Annotated in this window: 25 protein-coding genes and 1 other RNA gene; 11 read left to right on the plus strand and 15 right to left on the minus strand. The window is 62.1% G+C overall.

Going from position 1 to position 23,723, the window contains the following annotated elements:
• Position 1 precedes the first annotated feature (1 nt).
• From rbbA to AC3WKX_RS00835, 3 genes are all read right to left on the minus strand, one after another.
• A complete protein-coding gene (rbbA, locus tag AC3WKX_RS00825) occupies positions 2-2,722 on the minus strand; it encodes a ribosome-associated ATPase/putative transporter RbbA (RefSeq protein ID WP_102604082.1) in 2,721 nt (906 codons plus the stop codon).
• A complete protein-coding gene (locus AC3WKX_RS00830; RefSeq protein ID WP_003213963.1) occupies positions 2,719-3,684 on the minus strand; it encodes an HlyD family secretion protein in 966 nt (321 codons plus the stop codon). Before AC3WKX_RS00830 ends, rbbA begins: the two co-directional genes overlap by 4 nt.
• A 140-nt stretch (positions 3,685-3,824) precedes the next feature.
• The gene (locus tag AC3WKX_RS00835) at positions 3,825-4,274 is read right to left on the minus strand and encodes an EVE domain-containing protein (RefSeq protein WP_003213961.1); all 450 of its coding nucleotides are present in this window, start codon (positions 4,272-4,274) and stop codon (positions 3,825-3,827) included.
• Between the two features lie 196 nt (positions 4,275-4,470).
• Here AC3WKX_RS00835 and AC3WKX_RS00840 point away from each other — a divergent pair, with 196 nt between their 5' ends.
• Positions 4,471-4,620 (plus strand): hypothetical protein, encoded by a 150-nt coding sequence (locus AC3WKX_RS00840; protein ID WP_003213959.1) that lies wholly within the window; start codon positions 4,471-4,473, stop codon positions 4,618-4,620.
• A gap of 7 nt (positions 4,621-4,627) precedes the next feature.
• Here the strand turns inward: AC3WKX_RS00840 and AC3WKX_RS00845 are convergent, their stop codons facing one another.
• From AC3WKX_RS00845 to AC3WKX_RS00860, 4 genes are all read right to left on the minus strand, one after another.
• Positions 4,628-5,257, minus strand: a complete 630-nt coding sequence (locus AC3WKX_RS00845) for a 5-formyltetrahydrofolate cyclo-ligase (protein WP_102604083.1) — start codon at positions 5,255-5,257, stop codon at positions 4,628-4,630.
• A gap of 56 nt (positions 5,258-5,313) precedes the next feature.
• Positions 5,314-5,492, minus strand: a non-coding RNA gene (gene ssrS, locus AC3WKX_RS00850) — 6S RNA.
• 30 nt (positions 5,493-5,522) lie between these two features.
• Entirely contained in the window at positions 5,523-5,840 is a 318-nt protein-coding gene (locus AC3WKX_RS00855) for a cell division protein ZapA (protein WP_003213956.1), read from the minus strand.
• Positions 5,837-6,046: a TIGR02449 family protein gene (locus AC3WKX_RS00860; RefSeq protein ID WP_003213954.1), complete on the minus strand. Its 210-nt coding sequence runs from the start codon at positions 6,044-6,046 to the stop codon at positions 5,837-5,839. The genes AC3WKX_RS00855 and AC3WKX_RS00860 overlap by 4 nt, the downstream gene beginning before the upstream one ends.
• Before the next feature lie 139 nt (positions 6,047-6,185).
• On the opposite strand from AC3WKX_RS00860, the gene AC3WKX_RS00865 reads away from it, so the two are divergent.
• From AC3WKX_RS00865 to gcvH, 9 genes are all read left to right on the plus strand, one after another.
• Complete coding sequence (locus AC3WKX_RS00865) at positions 6,186-6,743, plus strand: YecA/YgfB family protein (RefSeq protein WP_003213952.1); 558 nt, start codon at positions 6,186-6,188, stop codon at positions 6,741-6,743.
• Positions 6,744-6,763: 20 nt separating this feature from the next.
• Positions 6,764-8,086 carry a Xaa-Pro aminopeptidase gene (gene pepP / locus AC3WKX_RS00870; RefSeq protein WP_102604084.1) on the plus strand — a complete coding sequence of 441 codons (1,323 nt, stop codon included), beginning with the start codon at positions 6,764-6,766 and terminating at the stop codon, positions 8,084-8,086.
• Positions 8,083-9,270 carry a 2-octaprenyl-6-methoxyphenyl hydroxylase gene (gene ubiH / locus AC3WKX_RS00875; RefSeq protein WP_003213948.1) on the plus strand — a complete coding sequence of 396 codons (1,188 nt, stop codon included), beginning with the start codon at positions 8,083-8,085 and terminating at the stop codon, positions 9,268-9,270. Before pepP ends, ubiH begins: the two co-directional genes overlap by 4 nt.
• Positions 9,263-9,748 carry a DUF4442 domain-containing protein gene (locus tag AC3WKX_RS00880; RefSeq protein WP_102604085.1) on the plus strand — a complete coding sequence of 162 codons (486 nt, stop codon included), beginning with the start codon at positions 9,263-9,265 and terminating at the stop codon, positions 9,746-9,748. Before ubiH ends, AC3WKX_RS00880 begins: the two co-directional genes overlap by 8 nt.
• A 9-nt stretch (positions 9,749-9,757) precedes the next feature.
• On the plus strand, positions 9,758-10,975 hold the full coding sequence (locus AC3WKX_RS00885) for a 2-octaprenyl-3-methyl-6-methoxy-1,4-benzoquinol hydroxylase (protein WP_162835188.1): 1,218 nt from the start codon (positions 9,758-9,760) through the stop codon (positions 10,973-10,975).
• Between the two features lie 95 nt (positions 10,976-11,070).
• Positions 11,071-12,075 carry an extracellular solute-binding protein gene (locus tag AC3WKX_RS00890; RefSeq protein ID WP_008438892.1) on the plus strand — a complete coding sequence of 335 codons (1,005 nt, stop codon included), beginning with the start codon at positions 11,071-11,073 and terminating at the stop codon, positions 12,073-12,075.
• Positions 12,076-12,272: 197 nt separating this feature from the next.
• Entirely contained in the window at positions 12,273-13,889 is a 1,617-nt protein-coding gene (locus tag AC3WKX_RS00895) for an ABC transporter permease (protein WP_003213940.1), read from the plus strand.
• Positions 13,890-14,045: 156 nt separating this feature from the next.
• On the plus strand, positions 14,046-15,128 hold the full coding sequence (gene gcvT, locus AC3WKX_RS00900; RefSeq protein WP_003213938.1) for a glycine cleavage system aminomethyltransferase GcvT: 1,083 nt from the start codon (positions 14,046-14,048) through the stop codon (positions 15,126-15,128).
• Between the two features lie 51 nt (positions 15,129-15,179).
• The gene (gcvH, locus tag AC3WKX_RS00905) at positions 15,180-15,563 is read left to right on the plus strand and encodes a glycine cleavage system protein GcvH (protein ID WP_087693282.1); all 384 of its coding nucleotides are present in this window, start codon (positions 15,180-15,182) and stop codon (positions 15,561-15,563) included.
• Between the two features lie 42 nt (positions 15,564-15,605).
• Here gcvH and AC3WKX_RS00910 read toward each other — a convergent pair whose 3' ends face one another.
• The 7 genes from AC3WKX_RS00910 to AC3WKX_RS00940 form a co-directional block, all read right to left on the minus strand.
• Entirely contained in the window at positions 15,606-16,745 is a 1,140-nt protein-coding gene (locus tag AC3WKX_RS00910; protein WP_102604086.1) for a DegT/DnrJ/EryC1/StrS family aminotransferase, read from the minus strand.
• A 158-nt stretch (positions 16,746-16,903) separates the two neighbouring features.
• Complete coding sequence (locus AC3WKX_RS00915) at positions 16,904-17,575, minus strand: outer membrane protein (RefSeq protein WP_008438895.1); 672 nt, start codon at positions 17,573-17,575, stop codon at positions 16,904-16,906.
• Between the two features lie 160 nt (positions 17,576-17,735).
• Positions 17,736-18,053, minus strand: coding sequence for a DUF2388 domain-containing protein (locus tag AC3WKX_RS00920; RefSeq protein ID WP_008438896.1), 318 nt, complete (start codon positions 18,051-18,053; stop codon positions 17,736-17,738).
• A gap of 69 nt (positions 18,054-18,122) precedes the next feature.
• Positions 18,123-18,569 carry an NfeD family protein gene (locus tag AC3WKX_RS00925; protein WP_008438897.1) on the minus strand — a complete coding sequence of 149 codons (447 nt, stop codon included), beginning with the start codon at positions 18,567-18,569 and terminating at the stop codon, positions 18,123-18,125.
• Between the two features lie 10 nt (positions 18,570-18,579).
• Complete coding sequence (locus AC3WKX_RS00930) at positions 18,580-19,500, minus strand: SPFH domain-containing protein (protein ID WP_003213925.1); 921 nt, start codon at positions 19,498-19,500, stop codon at positions 18,580-18,582.
• A gap of 56 nt (positions 19,501-19,556) precedes the next feature.
• Positions 19,557-21,260, minus strand: a complete 1,704-nt coding sequence (locus AC3WKX_RS00935; RefSeq protein WP_102604087.1) for a GspE/PulE family protein — start codon at positions 21,258-21,260, stop codon at positions 19,557-19,559.
• A gap of 84 nt (positions 21,261-21,344) precedes the next feature.
• Positions 21,345-21,683: an ACT-like domain-containing protein gene (locus tag AC3WKX_RS00940; protein ID WP_102604088.1), complete on the minus strand. Its 339-nt coding sequence runs from the start codon at positions 21,681-21,683 to the stop codon at positions 21,345-21,347.
• Positions 21,684-21,810: 127 nt separating this feature from the next.
• On the opposite strand from AC3WKX_RS00940, the gene AC3WKX_RS00945 reads away from it, so the two are divergent.
• Positions 21,811-22,281 carry an Lrp/AsnC family transcriptional regulator gene (locus AC3WKX_RS00945; RefSeq protein WP_087693276.1) on the plus strand — a complete coding sequence of 157 codons (471 nt, stop codon included), beginning with the start codon at positions 21,811-21,813 and terminating at the stop codon, positions 22,279-22,281.
• Between the two features lie 56 nt (positions 22,282-22,337).
• On the opposite strand, the gene AC3WKX_RS00950 is transcribed toward AC3WKX_RS00945, so the two are convergent.
• Positions 22,338-23,705, minus strand: coding sequence for a CYTH domain-containing protein (locus AC3WKX_RS00950; protein ID WP_102604089.1), 1,368 nt, complete (start codon positions 23,703-23,705; stop codon positions 22,338-22,340).
• Between the last annotated feature and the right edge of the window lie 18 nt (positions 23,706-23,723).

Genomic DNA, 23,723 nt, shown 5'->3' on the forward strand with positions numbered 1-23,723 from the left:
CTCAGGCCTCCTGCTTCTTGAGCATGATCAGGCTAAGCCCGGTGAACCCCAGGAAAAACCCGAACAGCGCCAGGCACTGTGGCCATAGCTGATGCAGGTCCAGGGCCTTGGTAAAGGTGCCCACCGCAATGTCGAGGAAGTAGCCCGCCGGGAACAACATGCCCATCAACGCGGCGGCGCCTTCCAGGGACGAGCGCGGCACGATCAGCCCGGAGAACTGGATGGTCGGCAGGCTGGTGATGATCATGGTGCCGAGGATCGCTGCGATCTGGGTGCGGGTGAACGCGGAAATCAGCAGGCCCATGCTGGTGGTGGCCAGCACATACAGCAGGCCGCCGAAAGCCAGGGTCACGCCGCTGCCCTTGAACGGCACGCCGAACAGCCAGCGGTTCATCGCCACCAGCAGGCCCAGGTTGATCAGGCTCACGGCCAGGTACGGCGCCTGCTTGCCCAACAGGAATTCCAGGCGGGTCAGGGGTGTGGCGTAGAAGTTGGTGATGGAGCCCAGTTCCTTCTCGCGCACGATCCCCAGGGCCGTGAGCATCGCCGGGATAAACGCGAGGATCAGCGCCATCACGCCGGGGCCGATAGCGTTCACGCTGACCACGTCCTGGTTGTAGCGAAAGCGGGTTTCCAGTTTGGCGGCGGCTTGCTGATTCAATGGTGTGCTGTTCAGTTCGGCCAGTTGTTGGAGGTTGGCCTGGTGCACGGCCTCGACATAATTGCGGCTGGTTTCCGCACGGAACGGCATGCCGCCATCGAGCCAGGCGGCCACGGCGGGTTGGCGGCCGGCGTAGAGATCGCGGCCGAACCCTGGCGGAATCTCCAGCGCCAGTTTGATTTCCGAGCGTTGCAGGCGTTTGTGCAGTTCGTTGGAGTCAGTGATCGGCGACTGTTCGGCGAAATAGCGCGAACTGCGAAAGGCTTCCAAGTAGGCCCGGCTTTGCGGCGTCTGATCCTGGTCGTAGACGGCGAAGGCGAGCTTCTCCACGTCCAGGGATATGCCGTAGCCGAAGATCACCATCATGAAAATCGCCCCCAACAGGGCGAAGGCCATGCGCACTTTGTCCCGCAGCAGTTCCTTGCCTTCGCGGCTGGCCACGGCCAACAGGCGGGCGACGCTGAACCCGCGTTTGCTGACGGGGGGGGCCATGGGTTCGCTGACGGTTTCGGTGGGCGCGGTGGTCGCTTCGGGCGCGCCTTGGGCCTGTTCGAGGCAGGTGACGAACGCCGCTTCCAGGGTTTCGCCGTGGAACTGCTGTTGCAGCGCGTCCGGCGTGTCGCAGGCCAGCACCTTGCCCGCGTGCATCAGCGAGATGCGGTCGCAGCGCTGGGCTTCGTTCATGAAGTGGGTGGACAGGAAGATCGTCACGCCCTGTTCCCGGGACAGTTCGATCAGCAGCCGCCAGAAGTCATCCCGCGCGGCCGGGTCGACGCCCGAGGTCGGCTCATCGAGGATCAGCACTTCCGGGCGGTGCAGCACCGCCACCGCCAGGGACAAGCGCTGGCGCAGGCCCAGCGGCAACTCGCCGGACGGCTGCTCGGCAACGTCGCCCAGGTCAAAACGCTTGATCAACTCGTCGATGCGCTGGCCGCTCTCGGCCTTGGGCAGGTCGAACAACTGCGCATGCAGCACAAGGTTCTGGCGCACGCTGAGTTCGCCGTACAGCGAGAAGCTTTGCGACATGAAACCCACGCGCTTGCGGGTGGCCAGGTCCTTGGCGTTTACCGGGTTGCCCAGCAGCGTGGCGGTGCCCTCGGTGGCGGGCATCAACCCGGTGAGGACTTTCATGGTGGTGGTCTTGCCGCAGCCGTTGGAGCCGAGGAAACCAAAGATCTCGCCCCGGCCAATCGCGAAGCTGACCTTGTTGACTGCCGTGAAGTCGCCGAATCGCAGGGTCAGGTCGTGGGCTTCGATGGCGATGTCGGTGTTGTCGCTTTGCCGGGGCGGAATCACCAGGGGTTCGTTGTTATGGGCACTGTCGCCCTGGAAATGGGTGAAGGCTTCGTCCAGTTTACCGCTGGGCGTCGCGGCGGCCAGTTCGCTGCTCAGGCCGTCGGCGATCAGCTTGCCGCGGTCGAGCATCAGGCAGTGTTCAAACTGCTCGGCTTCTTCCATGTAGGCGGTGGCCACCAGCAGTGTGAGCTGCGGGCGTTCGCTGCGTACGGTTTCCACCAGTTCCCAGAAGCGTCGACGGGACAGCGGGTCGACGCCGGTGGTGGGTTCGTCGAGGATCAACAGGTCCGGGTCGTGGATCAGTGCACAGCACAGGCCGAGTTTCTGCTTCATGCCGCCGGAGAGCTTGCCGGCAGGTCGCTCGGCGAAGCGTGCGAGGTCGGTGGCCAGCAGCAGGTTGTGCATGCGCTGGTCGCAATCGGCTTTTGACAGGCCGAACAGCGTGGCAAAGAACCGGATGTTTTCGCTGATGGACAGCTCGGGGTAAAGGTTACCGCCCAGGCCTTGAGGCATGAAGGCGATACGCGGGTACAGGCTGTTGCGGTGGCGGCGGTCTTCGATGGAGCCGCCGAGTACTTCCAGCTCGCCCTGTTGAAGCTTTTTGACCCCGGCGATCAAGCCCAGCAGGCTCGACTTGCCGGCGCCGTCCGGGCCGATCAACCCGCAGCGTGTGCCGGCGGGCAGGCTGAAGGCGATGTCGATCAGCGCCTGTTGCTTGCCGTAGCGATGGTTGATCCCCGTGGCGTGCAGCGCCAGGCCGTTCATTGCAGGTTGGCCGGCCAGTCCAGGTCAGCGGTGCGCACATAGCCGGCGCCGGGCATGCCCGGTTTGGCTTGGGGCACGGCGCTTGGTTGGGTCAGGCGCAGCTTGACCCGGAACACCAGCTTCTGGCGTTCGTCGCGGGTTTCCACTTCCTTGGGGGTGAACTGCGACTTGGCGGCGACGAAGCTGATTTTCGCCGGCAGCGGTTGCTTCGGCAGGGCGTCGAGGACGATCCGCGCCTCACTGCCGACGGTCAGGGCGCCGGTTACCGAAGCGGGCAGATACAGGTTCATGTATTGGTCGTTGGGGTCGATCAGCAGTAACACGCGGCCACCCGCGCCGAGCACTTCGCCGGGTTCGGCCAGGCGCAGCTGGATGATGCCGTCGATAGGCGCCCGCAGGCTGCTGTCTTCGATTTCGCTGGTGAGCTGGGCGACCTGGGCCTGGGCGGCGCCGATGGCGGCCTTTACCGAATTGACCTGGGCCTGGGCGGCGACCACGGCAGCGTTGCCGGTGTTTTGCCGGGCCTGCTGCTGGTCGATCAGCTGGCCGCTGGCGAAGCCGCGCTTGTACAGCTCCTGGGTGCGCTTGAGTTCCTGGCTGGCCAGCAGTTGTTCGCTCCGGCGCAGTTGCACATTGGCTTCGGCAGCAGCGAAATTCTCCCTGGCCCGCAGCACTTCGGCTTCGGCCTGGGCGCGCTGGGCTTCCAGGGTGCGGGTGTCCATGCGCGCCAGCAGTTGGCCCTTGAGCACCTTGTCGCCTTCGTCCACCCGCACTTCGGCGAGGCGCCCGGGGATCTTGGCGGCGATCTGCACTTCAGTCGATTCCAGCCGGCCATTGCCCATGCTCAAGCCTTCGGGCAGGCGGTCCTGGGTGGATTGCCAATAGCCGAAGCCGCCGGCGGCCAGCAGCAAGACAATCAATGGAATGGCGAAAAGATGGGAGGTACGGTGGTTCGTCGACATGGGTGCATCCTGCGGCGTTAGCGTCCTAGTTTGACCGATCCTGCCCGGAGGCCCTTGATGCGGGTCAAATGAAGCGCCAGCCTAACCCGGTTGGCGCGCAGATGCATGCGCCATGGGCGTGACCGCAGGGTTCTGCTGTTTCAGCGCAGGCCGAGTACGGCGGCCCATTGCTCGGCGGTGACCGGCATCACCGAAAGGCGGCTGCCTTTTTGCACCAGGGGCAACTCGGCGAGGGCGGTTTGCTGTTTCAGATAGCCCAGCCCCAGGACCTTCGCAAAGGTCTCGACGTGGGCAACATTGATCGCGCTCCACGGATTTTTTTCAGGGCTGGCCTTGGCGTCGAAATAATGACTGTCGGGCTCCAGCGCGGTCGGGTCCGGGTAGGCTGCCTCGACGATTTTACCGATGCCGGCAATCCCCGGTTCCGGGCAGCTGGAGTGGTAGAAGAAGAACTGGTCACCCACCGCCATCGCCCGCAGGAAGTTCCGCGCCTGGTAGTTGCGCACCCCGTCCCACCGGGCCTCGCCGAGCTTTTCCAGGCCCTTGATGGACAGTTCATCGGGCTCGGATTTCATCAGCCAATAGGCCATGTTTTCGCTCCTCAAAAGTCGATTGGGAAAGTTGTCCTGCAATTTTATGACAAACCGACAGTCGGTTGGCGTCAAGGTTTGCGTGTTGGTTCACGTTAACGCAGAATGCCGGGGTTTTGAGCTTGACGCAGCTGGCACGGACTACTAATGGAACGTTGCTGTCATCGTGTGCAAGATGCCTGAAGGGGGGCAATCGATGAAACGCAAACCGGATTTACTATGGATTTTGGTTATTTTGTTCGGCCTGGGCGTTGTGACCACCGGCTATGCGCAGAGCTTGTGGTCGAACAAGACTGACGCACCGATTGAACTCGCACAGCAACAGCCGCAACCGTTCAAACGCTGACCCGTCTTCAAGGCGCTGCTGATTCCAGTAGCGTCTCTGCTATATACCAATCCTTATCGGTGACTGTGCCCTCAAGCGGTACATCCCAGCTTGCCTGTGCCAATCGTTCGACCTTCTGGCATTCATGGGCCAGGCCCAACAGCGTCGGCTTGCGCCAGGATTTCCGGCGGGCCATGTAGGCCAGGCTGCGGTCATAAAACCCGCCGCCCATGCCCAACCGTCCGCCCACATCATCAAAGCCAACCAGTGGCAGCAGCACCAGGTCCAGCGCCCAGACCTTGCGTTGCCGGCTGGCATTTACCTGGGGCTCGAGGATGCGAAAACGGTTGGGCCTCAGCTTTTCGCCGGGGCGCACTCGCTGGAACACCATCTTGGTTCGCGGCCATGCACTGAGCACCGGCAGGTACGTCGCCTTGCCCCGGCGCTGTGCAGCGCGCAGCAGCAGGCGCGGATCGATTTCACCGTCCGTCGGTAGATATAAGGATAGGTGTTTGGCCCGGCGAAACAGCGGGTGCTGTGCCAGTTGCCGATACAGGCCCAGGGCGGCCTGGCGTTGCTCGCTTGGCGTCAGGGCGCGGCGGGCTTTGCGCAGCATGCGTCGAAGTTGCGGGCGGGAAAGCGGCGCAGGTTCGGTCATGGTTTTCGGCTCATAAAACAATGCCAGTCCTGGGACTGGCATTGGATTTGGGAATCAGGCTCCCCGACAGAACCGCTGTCGACTTAGCCCTTGAACCCGAAAGTTCAAGGTGGAAGAAACAGTAGGCTTTAAGGCTTTCCGTCTAGCGGACATGCACACCAGCCCAACGTGTAACTTCCAGGGTAGTGCGAATCGGCTCAGGGACATCGCCGACTGGCAAGCACGCCAGGGAGTGGGGCGAGTATACCCGAAACCGACGCCGCAATCAGCCCTTGGGTGGCTCTGGATCGGTAGAAAGTACCAGATCGACCCGCTCCAGCAGGTCGCGCACCTGCTCGCGCGTCGAGCCGCTGGCCTGCACGTCAGGCCGTTCCTGCTTATGCAGCAGATCGTGGGTAATGTTCAGGGCGGCCATCACGGCGATGCGATCGGCGCCGATGACTTTGCCGCTGCTGCGGATTTCGCGCATCTTGCCGTCCAGGTAGCGGGCAGCGCTCACCAGGTTGCTGCGTTCTTCCTGGGGGCAGATGATCGAATATTCTTTGTCGAGAATCTGCACGGTGACGCTATTGCTTGAACTCATGAGTCTTGCTCCAGGGCCTTCAGGCGCGAAATCATCGATTCGACCTTACGCCGGGCGATTTCGTTTTTTTCAATGAGGTGAGCGCGTTCCTCGCGCCAGGTCTTTTCCTGAGCTAATAGGAGTCCGTTTTGGCTCTTAAGTTGCTCGACCCGGTTAATTAGCAGCTCGAGTCTGGCCATCAGCGCTTGCAGGTCGGTGTCTTCCATTGGGTTCCACTGGATTTTGTCTGATGAATGGCAACTGCTGGATAAACGATCTGACGCCCTCGATAGTCTTGGTACGTCTGCCGATGCTAGGATACAGCGCTTCATTCTAGACATTGCGCCGTCTGGCGCCTAGCTCACCATGCCCATTCAGAACTCCCCGTACGATGCTTTTTCCAAACTGCTGAGTTCCAGCGGTCATCCTTGCTCGCCTGCCGAACTGCACGGCGTGCTGCTGGGCCGCAGCTGCACCGGTGTCGGCTTTGATGCCGACAACTGGCTGGCCGACGTCGCCGAGCTGCTGGAAACCGAGCCTACCGAAAACGTGCGCAATGCGCTCATCGGCCTGCAAGAGATGGTTAAAGGCGAGCTGACCGGTGATGACGTCACCGTCGTCTTGCTGCTGCCTACCGATGACGCGCCGCTCACCGAGCGCGCCGCCGCGTTGGGCCAATGGTGCCAAGGCTTCCTCCACGGTTTCGGCGTGAACGCCGGCGGCCTCGACCTGAGCACCGATGCCCAGGAAGTGCTGCAGGACCTGGCCGCCATCTCCCAGGTGCAAGACGCCCTGGAAGAGTCCGAAGACGGCGAAAGCGACTACATGGAAGTCATGGAATACCTGCGCGTCGCGCCGCTGCTGCTGTTCACCGAGACCCGTAAATCGGCTGAGCCCGCTGCACCCAAGCCGTCGCTGCACTAAGAAAGGAAGCCCATCTGCCCATGATCCATATCCCCAAAGCGGAATACACCCGGCGCCGCAAGGCGCTCATGGCGCAGATGGAACCCAACAGCATCGCCATCCTGCCGGCGGCTGCGGTGGCCATCCGCAACCGTGACGTCGAGCACGTCTACCGCCAGGACAGCGACTTCCAGTACCTGAGCGGCTTCCCGGAACCGGAAGCGGTGATCGTGCTGATGCCTGGCCGCCAACACGGCGAGTACGTGCTGTTCTGCCGCGAACGCAACGCCGAGCGCGAACTGTGGGACGGCCTGCGAGCGGGCACCGAAGGCGCGATCCGCGATTTTGGCGCCGATGACGCCTTCCCGATTACCGATATCGACGACATCCTGCCCGGCCTGATCGAAGGCCGCGACCGGGTGTATTCGGCCATGGGCAGCAATGCCGAATTCGACCGGCACCTGATGGAGTGGATCAACGTGATCCGCTCCAAAGCGCACCTCGGCGCCCAGCCACCGAACGAATTTGTTGCCCTGGATCATCTGCTTCACGACATGCGCCTGTATAAATCGGCGGCAGAAGTGAAGGTGATGCGCGAGGCGGCACGGATTTCCTGCGCGGCCCATGTACGGGCGATGCAGGCCAGCCGCGCCGGGTTGCATGAGTTCAGCCTGGAAGCGGAGCTCGACTACGAGTTTCGCAAGGGCGGGGCGAAGATGCCGGCCTATGGTTCCATCGTCGCCTCGGGGCGCAACAGCTGCATCCTGCACTACCAGCAGAATGACGCGGTGCTCAAGGATGGCGACCTGGTGCTGATCGACGCCGGCTGCGAGATCGACTGCTACGCCAGCGACATCACCCGCACCTGGCCGGTGAGCGGCAAGTTTTCCGCCGAGCAGAAGGCGATTTATGAAATCGTGCTGGCTTCCCAGGAAGCCGCCTTTGCCGAAATCGCCCCGAACAAGCATTGGAACCAGGCCCACGAGGCGACGGTGCAAGTGATCACTGCCGGGCTGGTGAGGCTGGGATTGTTGCAGGGTGATGTCGACGAACTGATCGCCAGTGAAGCTTATAAAGCCTTCTATATGCACCGCGCCGGCCACTGGCTGGGGATGGATGTGCACGATGTGGGCGAATACAAGGTCGGCGGCGAGTGGCGGGTGCTGGAAGTCGGCATGGCACTGACCGTGGAGCCGGGGATTTACATCTCGCCGGACAACCAGAACGTGGCGAAGAAATGGCGTGGCATTGGCGTACGCATCGAGGACGACGTGGTGGTGACCAAGCAAGGCTGTGAAATTCTGACCGGTGGCGTGCCCAAGTCCGTCGCCGAGATCGAAGCATTGATGGCGAGCGCCCGATGAGCCGGGTCAACCTGGCGATTATCGGCGGCGGCCTGGTGGGTGCCAGCCTCGCATTGGCCTTGCAGGCCGGGGCCAAGGCCCGGGGCTGGAAGATCGTGCTGATCGAGCCGTTTGCCCCCGGCGACAGCTACCAGCCGAGCTATGACGCGCGTTCTTCAGCGCTGTCCTTTGGCGCGCGGCAGATTTATCAACGATTGGGCGTGTGGCAGGAAATCTCTCGCCGCGCCGAGCCGATCAAACAGATTCATGTGTCGGACCGTGGCCGCTTCTCTACCGCGCGCCTGTCGGCCATGGAAGAGGGCGTGCCGGCGCTTGGCTACGTGGTGGAAAACGCCTGGCTGGGCCAATGCCTGTGGCAAGGGCTGGACAAGGACGTGGTCAGTTGGCGTTGCCCGGCGGAAGTTACGCGCATGGAGCCGCTTGCCGATGGCTACCGCCTGACCCTCAATGACGAAACCGTGCTGGAGTGCGACCTCGCGGTGCTGGCCGATGGCGGTCGCTCAGGTTTGCGCGAGCAACTGGGCATCGGCGTTAAAAAGCGGCCGTACAACCAGAGCGCGCTGATCGCCAACATCACCCCAAGCGAGGCCCACAACGGCGAGGCGTTCGAGCGGTTCACCGACGAAGGCCCGATGGCCTTGCTGCCGTTGCCGGACAACCGTTGCGCGCTGGTCTGGACCCGCATCGGCATGGACGCCAAGCGCCTGGCCGAGTTGGACGAACGCAGCTTCCTGAGTGAACTGCAGGGCGTGTTCGGCTACCGCCTGGGCACCCTCAAGCAAGTCGGTGCGCGCCACCTGTACCCGCTGACGCTCGTGGAAGCGGAAGAACAAGTGCGCTCTCATCTGGCCGTACTTGGCAATGCCGCCCACAGCCTGCACCCGATTGCCGGTCAGGGCTTCAACCTGTCCCTGCGGGATGCCTACGCGTTGGCCGAGGCGCTGCTGGCCGGGCCGGCGATTCCGGGCGACCTGGCGACACTGCAGGCGTACCGCGAGCGTCAGCGCATGGACCAGAAGCTCACCGTCGGCTTCTCCGATCAGGTCACCCGCCTGTTTGGCAGTGCGCAACCGTTGGTCGCGCTGGGCCGCAACATGGGCTTGCTGGGCCTCGACTTGCTGCCGCCGGCCAAGCGCTGGTTCGCGCGCCAGGCCATGGGCCTGGGCACCCGTCCCGATGCGTGAGTGGCTGACCCGACGCCTGGGCAAGGCGCGGCTGTTGCGCTGGATCATGACCCTGTACCCGCCGTACCTCGGGGCCGGAGTTCGGGTGTTGCACATCGGCAGCGATTTCCGCGAGGTCAAGGTGCGCATGGGCCTGGGCTGGTACAACCGCAACTACGTCGGCACGCAGTTTGGCGGCAGCCTGTATTCGATGGTCGACCCGTTCTACATGCTGATGCTGATGGAGAACCTGGGCCGCGACTACATTGTCTGGGACAAGGCTGCCGCTATCGACTTTATCTCGCCGGGCAAAGGCCCGGTGTTCGCCGAATTTTCCATCGACCAAGCGTTGCTGGACGAGATTCGCCAGCACACCGCCAGCGGCGACAAGTATTTACCGCAGCTCAAGGTACAGATTCATGACGGCTCCGCCACCCTGGTGGCGCGGGTCGACAAAACCCTTTACGTGCGGCGCAAGCTGCAATCGAGACAGGCTTAAAGCATGGACATGCGCGCAGATGTGCTGATTGTCGGGGCCGGAATGGTCGGAAGCGCCCTGGCGCTGGCGTTGCAGGGCAGTGGCCTGCAGGTGCTGCTGCTCGACGGCAGCCCCCTGAGCGTCAAGCCGTTCGACCCTCATGCTGCGTTCGAACCGCGGGTGAGCGCCTTGTCGGCCGCCAGCCAGCGCATCCTCGAGCGCCTTGGCGTGTGGGACGGGATTGTCGAGCGACGTGCCAGCCCGTACGGCGAGATGCAGGTGTGGGACGGCAGCGGCACCGGGCAGATCCACTTCTCGGCGGCCAGCGTGCATGCCGAGGTGCTGGGGCATATCGTCGAAAACCGTGTGGTCCAGGACGCCTTGCTCGACCGCCTGCACGACTGCGACCTCGGCCTGCTGGCCAATGCTCGCCTGGAACAGATGCGCCGCTCCGGCGATGACTGGCTGCTGACCCTCGCCGATGGCCGCACCTTGCGCGCGCCACTGGTGGTCGCGGCGGACGGTGCCAACTCGGCAGTACGTCGCCTGACCGGCACCGCTACCCGTGAGTGGGATTATTTGCACAACGCCATCGTCACCAGTGTGCGCAGCAGCCAGGTGCATCAAAAGACGGCCTGGCAGCGTTTTACCGACAATGGCCCGCTGGCATTCCTGCCGCTGGTGCGGGACGGGCAGGAAGACTGGTGTTCGATTGTCTGGTCGACCACCCCGAGTGAGTCCGAGCGCTTGATGGCGCTGGACGATGAAAGCTTCTGCCGTGAACTGGAAAATGCCTTCGAAGGCCGCCTGGGCAGCGTGATAAGCGCCGATCCACGGCTGTGCGTGCCCTTGCGTCAGCGCCACGCCAAACGTTACGTGGCCGAAGGCCTGGCATTGATTGGCGACGCGGCCCACGTCATTCATCCGCTGGCGGGGCAGGGGGTGAACCTGGGCTTCCTCGATGCGGCCGTGCTGGCCGAGGTCCTGCTGGCGGCCAACGAGCGCGGCGAGCGCCTGGCGGATGTGAAGGTGCTCAGCCGTTACGAGCGTCGGCGCATGCCCCACAACCTGGCGCTGATGGCGGCGATGGAAGGCTTTGAGCGGTTGTTCCAGGCCGATCAACTGCCGTTGCGCTGGCTGCGTAATGCAGGGCTGAAGGTGGTTGAGCAGATGCCGGAGGCCAAGGCGTTGTTTGTGCGTCAGGCATTGGGTTTGACCGGGGATTTGCCGGAGCTGGCCAAGGCCTGAGTACGCTGTGCAACATCTGGTAACGGCTCCGTTGAGCGTTACCAAATGTGAGTCCTTATCATTTGCGCTCTTTTTGCAAATGAGAGACCGCACCCATGCTGGCACCCAAGCGCCTCCTGACTGCCCTGGCACTCACTCTTATCGGCAGCACCACCGTGCAGGCGGCCGATGAGGTCGTGGTCTACTCCTCGCGCATCGACGAACTGATCAAGCCGGTGTTCGACGCCTACACCAAGAAGACCGGCGTGCAGGTGAAGTTCATCACCGACAAGGAAGCGCCGCTGATGCAGCGCATCAAGGCCGAAGGTGAAAACGCCACCGCCGACCTGCTGCTCACCGTCGACGCCGGCAACCTCTGGCAGGCCGAGCAGATGGGCATCCTGCAGCCGTTCACCTCTGCGGTGATCGACAAGAATATTCCCCTTCAATACCGTTCTTCGGCCCATGCCTGGACCGGCCTGAGCCTGCGAGCGCGGACCATCGCCTACTCCACCGATCGCGTGAAACCGGGCGACCTGACCACCTACGAAGCCCTGGCCGACAAACAGTGGGAAGGCCGCCTGTGCCTGCGCACCGCGAAGAAGGTCTACAACCAGTCGCTGACCGCCACCCTGATCGAAACCCACGGCGCGGCCAAGACCGAGGAAATCGTCAAGGGCTGGGTCAACAACCTGTCCACCGACGTGTTCTCCGATGACATTGCCGTGCTGGAAGCGATCAACGCCGGGCAGTGTGACGTGGGCATCGTGAACACCTACTACTACGGCCGCCTGCACAAGCAGAAGCCGGACCTGGCGGTGAAGTTGTTCTGGCCGAACCAGGGCGACCGCGGGGTGCACGTCAACCTGTCGGGCATCGGCCTGACCAAGCATGCACCGCACCCGGAAGCAGCCAAGGCGCTGGTGGAGTGGATGACCACGCCGGAAGCGCAGAAGATCTTTGCGGATGTGAACCAGGAATTCCCGGCCAACCCGGCGGTGCCGCCGTCGGCGGAAGTGGCGACCTGGGGCAAGTTTGTAGCTGACACATTGCCGGTGGAAGTGGCGGGCAAGCGTCAGGCTGAGGCGATTCGCTTGATGGATCGCGCTGGCTGGAACTAGATACAATTTGCAAGGCGCCGCCGATCTAAATGTGGGGGCGGGCTTGTGTGGGAGCGGGCTTGCTCGCGAAGAGGGTGTATCAGTCACATAGGCGTTGACTGACACGCCGCTTTCGCGAGCAAGCCCGCTCCCACACAAGCCCGCTCCCACATTGGTTAGCGCTGGCTTCAAGCTATTCATTCTCTGAGAATTAACCTTTGGCCCATCCCGCCCAACGCCGCTGGTACCTGCCGGTCTTCACCGTCGCCGCCCTGGTGCTGCTGCCGTTGAGCGTGCTGTTGCTGTCGTGGCAGACCATCGACCACCAGATCTGGTCCCACCTGTGGGAAACCCAGATGCCACGTCTGCTGGGCAACACCTTGACCCTGGTGCTGGGCGTCGGTGTGGGCGTTACGCTGCTGGGCGTCAGCCTGGCCTGGCTGACCAGCCTCTGCGAATTCCCCGGCCGGCGCTGGCTGGACTGGGCGTTGATGCTGCCCTTCGCGATTCCCGCCTATGTGCTCGCCTTCGTCTTCGTCGGCCTGCTGGACTTCTCCGGCCCGGTGCAAACCCTGCTGCGCGAATGGTTTGGTACAGGCTTGCGCCTGCCGCGTGTGCGCTCGACCAGCGGTGTGATCATCGTGCTGGTGCTGGTGTTCTACCCCTACGTTTATCTGCTGGCACGCACCGCGTTCCTCGCCCAGGGCAAAGGCCTGATGGAAGCGGCGCGTGTCTTGGGGCAGTCGCCGTGGCAAGCGTTCTGGCGGGTGGCCCTGCCCATGGCGCGTCCCGCCATCGGTGCGGGCGTGGCCCTCGCGCTGATGGAAACCCTGGCGGATTTCGGTGCCGTCTCGGTGTTCAACTTCGACACCTTTACCACCGCGATCTACAAGACCTGGTACGGCTTTTTCAGCCTCTCCAGTGCCGCGCAACTGGCCAGCCTGTTGCTGTTGGTGGTGATGCTGGTGCTGTACGGCGAACGCCGTGCCCGGGGCGCCAGCCGGCCGAGCAACGAGCGACCTCGCGGCAAGGCGCTTTACCATCTGCGCGGGTTCAAGGCGGCGTTGGCCAGCGGTTGGTGCGGATTGGTGTTCGCCTGCGCGTTCGTGATCCCGATGCTGCAACTGGTGGCCTGGTTCTGGCAGCGTGGCCGTTTCGACCTGGACGAGCGCTACGCCGGTTTGATCGTCCATACCCTGTACCTGGGCGGTATGGCTGCCCTGATCACCGTCAGCGTGGCCCTGGTGCTGGCGTTCGCCCATCGCCTGGCGCCCACCCGGGCCATCCGCTCCGGCATCAGCCTGGCCAACGTAGGCTACGCGCTGCCCGGCTCGGTACTGGCGGTGTCGATCATGCTGGCGTTCAGCTACCTGGATCGTGAACTGGTGATCCCGGTCTCCGGCTGGCTGGGGGGCGCCGGCAAACCGCTGTTACTGGGCAGTTTGTCGGCCTTGCTGCTGGCGTATCTGGTGCGCTTCATTGCGGTGGCCTACGGGCCGCTGGAAAACAGCCTGGCGCGAATCCGTCCATCCTTGCCGGAAGCCGCCCGCAGTCTTGGGGTCAGCGGGCCGCGACTGTTTTGCAAAGTGTATCTGCCACTTTTGCTGCCGGGCACCCTGAGCGCGGCGCTGCTGGTGTTTGTCGATGTGCTCAAGGAAATGCCGGCGACCCTGCTGATGCGCCCGTTCGGCTGGGACACGCTGGCGGTGCGGATTTTCGAGATGACCAGCGAAGGGGAGTGGGCGCGGGCTTCGCTGCCGGCCCTGACCCTGGTATTGGTGGGGCTGTTACCGGTCATCGGGTTGATCCGACGTTCGGCGCGACGAATCGGTTAGGTGCCAGTCCTACGGCTTGAGGCTACAATGCGCGGCATTCGGTGCGGTCGATCTTTCAGATCGGGTTGCTGAACGCGGCTACAGGCCTTGTATTTCAAGGCGTGCGGCCCGAACGGCGACCGTCCGCACCTTCGCCACGCCCGGAAGGAGAAACCCATGGGACAGCGCACGCCTCTGTATGACCTGCATCTCGCCCTTGGCGCGAAAATGGTCGATTTTGGCGGTTGGGATATGCCTTTGCACTACGGCTCGCAGGTTGAGGAGCACCATCAGGTGCGACGCGACTGCGGGGTGTTTGATGTATCCCATATGACCGTGATCGATATCACAGGCCCCCAGGCCAAGGAATGGCTCCAGCATTTGCTGGCCAATGATGTTGACCGATTGCACGGCTGCGGCCGCGCGTTATACAGCGCCATGCTCAACGAGCAGGGCGGCGTGGTGGACGACATGATCGTCTACCGTACCGAGGGCGGTTACCGGCTGGTGGTCAACGCCGCCACCCGTGACCAGGACATGGCCTGGATGCAGGCTCGGCTCGGCAGCTATCAGGCCCAGCTCCGCGAGCGGCCCGAATTGGCCATGCTCGCCATTCAAGGCCCCCATGCCCGGCAAAAGATCGCTGAACTGGTGACCCAGTCCCGCGCCACCCTGATCCATCAGCTCAAGCCCTTTGAAGGCCTGGCTGACGGCGACTGGTTTATCGCGCGCACCGGTTACACCGGCGAAGACGGTCTTGAAATTGTCCTGCCGGCCGATCAGGCCCCGGCGTTCTTCAACGACCTGGTAGGCGCAGGCATTTCGCCCATCGGCCTCGGCGCCCGCGACACGCTGCGCCTCGAGGCCGGCATGAACCTTTACGGTCAGGATATTCACCAGGACGTCTCGCCCCTGGCAGCCAACATGGCCTGGAGCATCGCCTGGGAGCCGGCCGAGCGGGATTTCATCGGCCGCGCCGCCCTGGAAGCCGAAAAGGCTGCGGGTGTGAAGTCCAAGCTGGTCGGCCTGGTGCTGGAAGAGCGCGGGGTTTTACGCGCTCACCAGGTGGTTCGTATCGCCAATGTTGGCGAAGGAGAGATCACCAGTGGTAGTTTCTCTCCTACGCTAAGCAAATCCATTGCCCTGGCGCGTGTGCCGTCGGCGACTGCTGACCGGGCCGAGGTGGAAATCCGCGGCAAGTGGTACCCGGTTCGGGTGGTCAAACCGACGTTCGTGCGCCATGGCAAAACATTGATCTAACTTTTCCGGCGGGCCAATGGCCGCTGACATTTTTCCTTGAGGACACAGACTATGAGCGATATCCCTGCCGACCTGCGTTTTGCCGAAAGTCACGAATGGGCCCGTCTGGAAGCTGACGGCACCGTGACCGTCGGGATCTCGGACCATGCCCAGGAAGCATTGGGGGATGTAGTGTTCGTTGAGTTGACCGAAGTCGGCAACGTGTTCAAGGCGGCTGACCAGGCCGGCGTGGTTGAATCGGTGAAGGCCGCTTCGGATATCTACTCGCCAATTGCTGGCGAAGTGATCGCGGTGAACGACGCCTTGAGCGGTGAGCCAGAGCTGTTGAACTCCGACCCTTACGGCGCCTGGATCTTCAAGCTCAAGCCAAGCAACCCGGATGAACTGAAAAAATTGCTGGACGCTGCCGGCTACAAGGCTGCCATCGGCGAGTGATCCCGCTGCGGGAGCCGGCAACCGGCTCCCGCAAAGGTTTTGTCAGCGCTTCAACACCGCTTTTACCGCCGCTACCGAACGCTCTACGTCCGCTTTCGTCATCGCCGTGAACATCGGCAACGACACAATCAAACGCCCCACTTTTTCCGCTACCGGGAACATGCCTTCCTTGAATCCCTGTGCCTTGTACAAGCTCAGCAGGTGGATCGGTGGGTAGTGATAGCCAATGCCGACGCCATGGGCCTGCATCTGCTCCATGAACGTGGCGCGTGCGGGCAGGCCGTCCTGACGCTCCGGCAGTACCAGCTGGAACAGGTGCCAGTTGCTGTTTTCGAAGTCTGCCGGTGGCAATTGCGCACCGTACTGCGCTTCAAAATCACTGCCGAAGCATTCGAAATAGTGACGCGCCAGTTCCTGGCGGTGGGCAGTGATCTTCTCGATATGGGCAAACTGGCCCAGGCCGATGGCTGCTGCGATGTCGGTCATGTTGAACTTGCCGCCGAGTACATCCACGTCCAGGCCATCGAAGCCGGTGCGGGTCACGCCCTGCAGGCGATATTTTTCCGCAAGGCGCGCTTCTTCAGCGTTGTTCAATACCAGGCAGCCGCCTTCGGACGAGGTGATGTTCTTGTTCGCCTGGAAGCTGAACGATACGAAATCGCCGGTAGCGCCAATGCGTTGGCCATCCCAGCTGGAACCCAGGGCCTGGGCTGCATCTTCGACGATGCGCAGGTTGTACTTGTTGGCCAGCGCGTAGAGCAATGGCATGTCCAACGGCAGGCCCGCCAGGTATACCGGGATGATTGCCTTGGTGCGCGGTGTGATCGCGGCTTCTACCTGCGCCAGGTCGATATTGCGGGTCACCGGGTCGATGTCGGCGAACACCGGCGTGGCACCGACTTCCAGAATCACGTTGGCCGTGGCTACCCACGAAATCGGGGTGGTGATGACTTCGTCACCAGGCCCGATACCGGCGATGCGCAAGGCAATCTCCATGGTGCAGGTGCCCGAGTTGAAGGTACGCACCGGGCGCCCCCCAAAATATTCCGACAACTGCGCCTCGAACGCCTGCACTTTCGGCCCGCTGGTGATCCAGCCGGAGCGCAGTACGTCGCCTACCGCCGAGATGGTGGCTTCATCAATGGTGGGCTTGGAGAACGGCAGAAAGGGCAGTTGGCTCATGACGTTGAAGGCATCCGTTTCAGAAGGCGATGAGAAAAAAGCATATCAATGCCGGGCATGGTTGCACGGCTCGACTGAATATAGCCTGTCGTCTGTGAATGAATCGTCCCGCCTGAAACAAAAAATGCCGCCTCGGGAGCGGCATTTCAGCATCGGTGTCAGAAGGCAACGCGTGCCTCAAGAAACACGTTCTGCTCTTTGAGCTTGCCTTTGAGCTGTTCGTCCCGGGCGTTTATCCGATTGGCGAACGTGTTGTAGCCGGTCTCGATCCCGCCCATGTCCACGTAACGCCAGCCGGTACCCAGGGTCAGGGTTTCGCTGACCTTGGCATCCAGCCCCAGGCCAACGCTGTAGGCGAAGTTGTATTGGCGATTGCTGGCGAAACGGCGGGTGTCGTTGGTCTGGTAACCCTCGGCGTCAACCTGGGCCACGCCGACTCCCGCCATACCGTAGAACGACAGCCATTCATTGATCGGGATGTTTTTATAACCGTTGAGCATCAGGCGCTGGCTGTCGGTGCGCAGGCTGTTGACGTTGGCATTGAACGGTGCCCAATGGGATTTGAAGGTCGAGTGGCTGGGCATCGTGTATTCCCCCTCCAGGCGCCAGCCATCGGCAAAGGCATAGCCCACGGCGAATGAGCCGGTGAACGTCTTGCTGCTGTCGGGGGCTTCTACCCGGTGGGTTACGCGTGGGCTGGTCAGCAGTGAGCTTGAGAGATTCTGCCGGGCGCTGTTGAGCTTTGCCGACCCGTACCAGCTTTCTGCCTGGGCATAAGGCGTGGCAACCGCGGCGAGCAGCAGGGCGTAGGAGAGTTTTTGCATGGTCATCGATTCACTCAGTCTGAAGGGAATCGATAGCTTGTTGCCGGGCGCGCCTGCAACTCGACAGGACTTTTCCTGTTCAGATGCGGAATCGCCAGCGTCTGGCGTAGGAAATCAGGGCAAAAAAATGCCGCTCTCGAGGAACGGCATTTTTTATGCGGCGGTATTACTCGGAAGCAATGGCGTTTTTTGCCAGGATAGCGTTCGCCAGGTCCATATCCGTGGCCTTGAGGCCAGGGTTATCGGCGCGGACTTTCTGCATCGCAGCTTCCAGGTATGGGCCACGGATGTTGCCGTCACTGGCGACGAAGCTACCGGCGTCGTCCTGGGCGGCGACTACCATTTTGTGGTCCTTGAAGGTCAGGTACGTCGAGCCGGTCGTGGCACCCGATGAGATGACATTACGCCAGAAGCTGTCGGCCATGGCTGAACCGACGGGAAGGGAAAGCACAGCGAGGGTTGCGACAGCATATTTTAGACGCATGATGGGTGACTCCGACTGGGTTATCTGAACAGTTTGATTGTAGATAGCCCAGCCGAGTTCCATGGATGACTAAACAGTTTCAACCTGCAAAATCACGCCTTCCTGACCAATGACACGTACGTGTGCCCCAGCCGGCGCGTCCGGCCCGGATGCCATCCACACACCGTCACCCACCTTGATCTTGCCACGGCCCTCGACGATGGCCTGATGCACCACAAAGGTGCGACCAATCAACTCGGAGCCGCGCATGTTCAGCCCCGGCTGGTCGCTGACCTTGGCGCTGCTGCGCTGGCGTCGCCACCAGTACACCGCCGTGAGGATCGACAGCACGGCGAACAGCAGCAGTTGCCACTCCAGCCCCAGGCTCGGCACCAGGAACTTGATCACGCCCACGGCTGCCGCGGCGATGCCCATCCACAGCAGATAACCACCGGCACCGAACACTTCAAGGATCAACAGCACCGTGCCCAGTGCCAGCCAGTCCCAAAACGACAGGTGCTGCAGGAATTCCCACATGGTGCGTGCCTCAGGCTTTCTTGTTGTCGAAGGTTGCCTTGACGATTTCGCCGATGCCGCCGACTGCGCCAATCACCTGGCTGGCTTCCAGCGGCATCAGGATCACCTTGCTGTTGTTGGCCGAGGCCAGCTTGCCCAGTGCGTCGATGTATTTCTGGGCGACGAAGTAGTTGATGGCCTGCACGTTACCGGTGGCGATGGCTTCCGATACCACTTGAGTGGCGCGGGCTTCGGCCTCGGCCTGACGTTCGCGTGCTTCGGATTCCAGGAAGGCGGCCTGACGACCACCTTCGGCCTCCAGGATCTGCGCCTGCTTCTTGCCTTCGGCGGTCAGGATCGCGGAGGCTCGCAGGCCTTCGGCCTCGAGGATCTGCGCACGCTTGATCCGCTCGGCCTTCATCTGGCCGGACATGGCGGCCATCAGGTCGGCAGGCGGGCTGATGTCCTTGATCTCGATCCGGGTGATCTTGATGCCCCACGGTGCGGTGGCTTCGTCGACGGTGCGCAGCAGTTTTTCGTTGATGCCGTCACGCTGGCTGAGCATCGCATCCAGCTCCATGGAGCCGAGCACGGTACGGATGTTGGTTTGCAACAGGTTGCGGATGGCGTGTTCGAGGTTGTTCACCTCGTAGGCAGCCTGGGCGGTATTGACCACCTGGAAGAAGCACACGGCGTCGATCTGCACCGTGGCGTTGTCAGCGGTGATGACTTCCTGGGGTGGGATATCCAGCACGCTTTCCATCACGTTGATCTTGCGACCGATGCGGTCCATGACCGGAATGATGATGTTCAGGCCGGGCTTGAGGGTGTTGGTGTAGCGGCCGAAGCGCTCGACTGTCCACTGGTAACCCTGCGGGACCACCTTGAAACCCATGAAAAGGATGGCGACGGCCAAGCCTACAAAAAGAAGCAGTACGGTTCCGATCTGCATAACGATTCCTTGTCTGGTGACGGTGAAGCGAGGTTTTTCCGATTGTAACGGTGTTGTCACGGATAAGGACGGATTACCGCGCCATCGATCAAAGGATTTGTTTCTGAATCCCCAGGCGTCACTCGCAGTACCTCTTCAAGTGTTGTCAGTCCTGCCATTACCTTGCGCATACCGGCGGACCGCAAGCTGCACATTCCCTGGTCAAGGGCCGCCAGACGCAGGGCCTGGAGGTCGGTGCCCGGGCTGACCAGGGCCTTGAGGCGATCGTTCATCAGCATGATCTCGTAGACCCCGGCTCGACCCCGATAGCCACTTTCCCGGCACTCGCCGCAACCCACTGCCTGATGGACCTGCCCGGCTTGCCGCTTGCAGTGCGGGCACAACAGCCTGACCAGGCGCTGGGCCATCACCCCCAGCAGCGTGGCATTGATCAGGTAATGGGGAATGCCCAGTTCCAGCAAGCGGCTGATGGCGCCGGGCGCATCGTTGGTGTGCAGCGTCGACAGCACCAGATGCCCGGTCAGGGCGGCCTGGATCGCCATTTCTGCGGTTTCCAGGTCGCGAATCTCGCCGATCATGATGATGTCCGGGTCCTGGCGCATCAGGGCGCGGATGCCGCTGGCGAAGGACAGGTCGATGTTGTGCTGCACCTGCATCTGGTTAAAGGCCGGCTCCACCATCTCGATCGGGTCTTCGACGGTGCACAGGTTGACCTCGCGAGTGGCCAGTTGCTTGAGCGTGGTGTACAGCGTGCTGGTCTTGCCGGAACCGGTAGGGCCGGTGACCAGGATGATGCCGTTGGCCTGGCCGGTCATGGATTGCCAGCGTTGCAGGTCGTCGCTGGAAAGTCCCAGTTGCTGGAAATCCTTGTGCAGCACCTGCGGGTCAAAAATTCGCATCACCAGCTTTTCGCCGAAGGCTATGGGCAAGGTCGACAGGCGCAGCTCCACTTCCCCGCCCGTGGGGCTTTTGGTCTTCACCCGGCCGTCCTGGGGTTTGCGTTTTTCCGCCACGTTCATCCGGCCCAGGCTTTTCAGGCGGCTGACCATCGCCATCGTCACCTGGGATGGGAATTGATAGACGTCATGCAGCAGCCCGTCGATGCGAAAACGCACGCGCCCCTGATCGCGTCCGGGTTCGATATGGATATCACTGGCCCGCTGGCCAAAGGCGTACTGCAACAGCCAGTCGACGATGTTGACGATGTGCGCGTCGTCGGCGTCGGGTTCCTGGTCGCTGGCGCCGAGATTGAGCAGTTGTTCGATATTCGGCGCGCCGGAGGTTTTTTGATCAATGGCGCCGCTGACCGATTTCGCCAGTCGGTAAAACTCCACGGTGCAGCGCTGGATCTCCTGGGGATTGGCCAGCACCCGCTTGATGGAGCGCTTCAACACCTGAGCCAGGCCGGCTTCCCAACTGCACACGTAAGGCTGGGCACTGGCGACGGTAACGCTGTGGGCGTCGACCGCAACGGCCAGGATCTTGTGGCGCTGGGCAAAGGCATAGGACATCAGCGGCACCACCGCCGCGACGTCGATTTTCAACGGGTCGATACGCAGGTAGGGCTGGCCGCAGTGGCGGGCGAGCCATTCGGTCAGCATTTCCAGAGACGGCCCATGGCTGGCAATGCATTCCAGGGGATGCAGCCCACTGTTCGCCGGTAGAGCCAGGTCGGCGGGCACCAGGCCCTGGTCGATCAGGGCAGGCAACAACTGATGGGTTTCCAGCCAGCGATCCTGGGGATTTGGCGCAACGGACATGGTGACGTTCCTGGGCAACGATTAGGCGTAGTCCTCAGGCTAGTCACCCTTTGCGCTTCGGCCTCCGGAGTTTATTGCAGGCATTTACTGAGCTGCCGCCTGGACCGCCAGAGGCCGCGCAGCATCTGCCGGGCGCAGCTCCAGCGAGCACACACTGATCAGGTTACGAAGTTTTTCGCCGATCACCTGGGCCCGGTGCCAGCTCAGGCCATCCATCACGATATCGATCGCCAGCAGGTCGTCTTCACGCTGCACGCTCACCTGACGTGGCACCAGGAACTGCAGGGCAAAATAGTTGAGCACCCGGCACAACACGTCGGGTTCAGCCTCGGCGAGGATTTGATAGTGCGCCTGGCAGTGGGCATTGCTGACGGCCCAGGCGTCAACGCGTTGGGCGGGGTGGGAGGCTTCGACGACGTGCATGATGATTCTCCGGATTCGACTGGAGAAATTTTTGCATTCGTCGCGGGAGATTTCTTATCTAAAACAGCCTGTATTGGCTTATAAGAGAATCATGTAATTCTTTAAATAATGATTAATGGGTATTTTTATGCACGCTGAATTGGACGTGTACGACCGGCGCATTCTCGCGCTGTTGCAGGAAGACGCTTCGCTCTCCAGCGCGCAGATCGCCGAACAGGTCGGCCTGTCGCAGTCGCCGTGCTGGCGCCGGATTCAGCGGCTGAAAGAGGAGGGTGTGATTCGCGGCCAGGTCACCCTGCTGGATCGCAAGAAAATCGGCCTTAATACGCAGATTTTTGCCGAGGTGAAACTCAACGCCCACGGCCGTTCCAACTTCACTGAATTCACCGAGGCGATTCGCGGTTTTCCGGAAGTGTTGGAATGTTATGTGCTGATGGGGGCGGTGGACTTTTTACTGCGGATCGTCACGTCGGACATCGAGGCGTATGAGCGGTTTTTCTTTGAGAAGCTGTCGATGGTACCGGGGATTCAGGAGGTCAACTCGATAGTGGCCTTGTCGGAGATCAAGTCCACCACGAGTTTGCCGGTGTTGCGCTGATAGTTGTCTTGGCCTGATTTTAGTGAAGAGGGAGCAAGCTCCCTCGCCACAAGGTTTTACAGGCGCAGCAGGGTTTTCCAGGCGCGATTCTGATACACCGCAATCGCCTGATGCATCCGCGCATCCAGCGACTCATCGGTGATCGGCTGGTTGGCCAGGTGCGCCAGCTTGTTCAGCTCGCCATACAAACGGTCCAGCTCGGCGATATCCAGCACCTGGCGTGCATGGTGCAGCCAGGCCAGGATGCGTTCGATACGCGGCAGTTGCTCGGCCAGGTCTTCCGGCTGTTGCTGGTAGCGCGGCAGTTGCAGGGCAACAGCGTCATCGGCCAGCAGGCGCGGCAGCCAGTTGGCCAGCTGTGCAGCGCCCTGGCGATTGCCACGCACGTTGCGATCCGCGGCCCAGGTGCGGGCCAGCAGCCAGCGGGAAGTGGTCAGGGAGAACAAACCCCAGCGCACGTCTTCCAGTTCTTCGGCGAACTGCTCCGGCGCGGCCTTGCGGATGTCTTCATCGTCGTCACCGGCCTGGACCAGCGGACGCCAGTCTTCCAGCAAGGCGTCCAGAGCGGCGCGCAATTCGCTGGTGGACTGACGCGGTGCGGCCTGGCCGAGGCTGCCGAGCAGGGCCCGCAGTTCGCCGAGGTTTTCCACCCAGTCCTGCAGCAGGCGCCAGTGGCCGTTGAAACGGTATTGCTCGGCCAGGCGCTGGCTGCTGCCCAACAGATGCCACATGACGGCAGCAAATGCGTCGTCCAGCGGCATTTCGGCGTGCAGCAGCGGTGCCGGCAGGCTCAGGGAGTAGCTGTTGGCGTCGAACAGGCGATAGCCACGCTCGGCCTTGCTGATATCGCACGGCATCAGTGCCAGGGTCGCGGCCAGTTCAGCGGCCAGCTCCAGCAGGGCGGCCGGGTCGCCTTCGCGCAGTTCCAGTTCCAGCTCGCAGATTTCTTCTTTCTGCTTGCCGGCAACCACGTGGCCCAGGTCCAGGGCGGCTTCGATCACCACCTTGGCCTTGCCGCGGCCCCAGGCGATTTCAGCGCGTTCGCGGACGAAATCGGTGGTGAAGATCGGCTTGAGGGTCTTTTTGTCCAGCTCGGCCAGTTGCTCGGGCCAGCATTCGCCGTCGAGTTTCTTCACGTCGAGCTTGGCTTTGGCCAGGTCCCAGTTGTACTCATTGCGTTCCGACAAGCCGGCGACGCTCTGGCCACGGGTCTTGAGGGTCTGGATCACGTCGTCGCCGTCTTTGCGCAGGCGCAGGGCCACTTTGGCCTGGGCCAGGTCGCGTTCCGGGGTGTCGAAGTACTGGTTCATCAGCTCACGGCGTTCCCAGCCACTTTTGTTGCGTTTTTTCAGTAACGGGTGCTCACGCAGCGCGGCGAGGGTTTCGCGGCTGACACGGAGCTTGATTTCGGTTTCTTTCTGCATGGCCGGAAAATCCAGGAT

The organism is Pseudomonas sp. GP01-A4, from assembly GCF_058780865.1.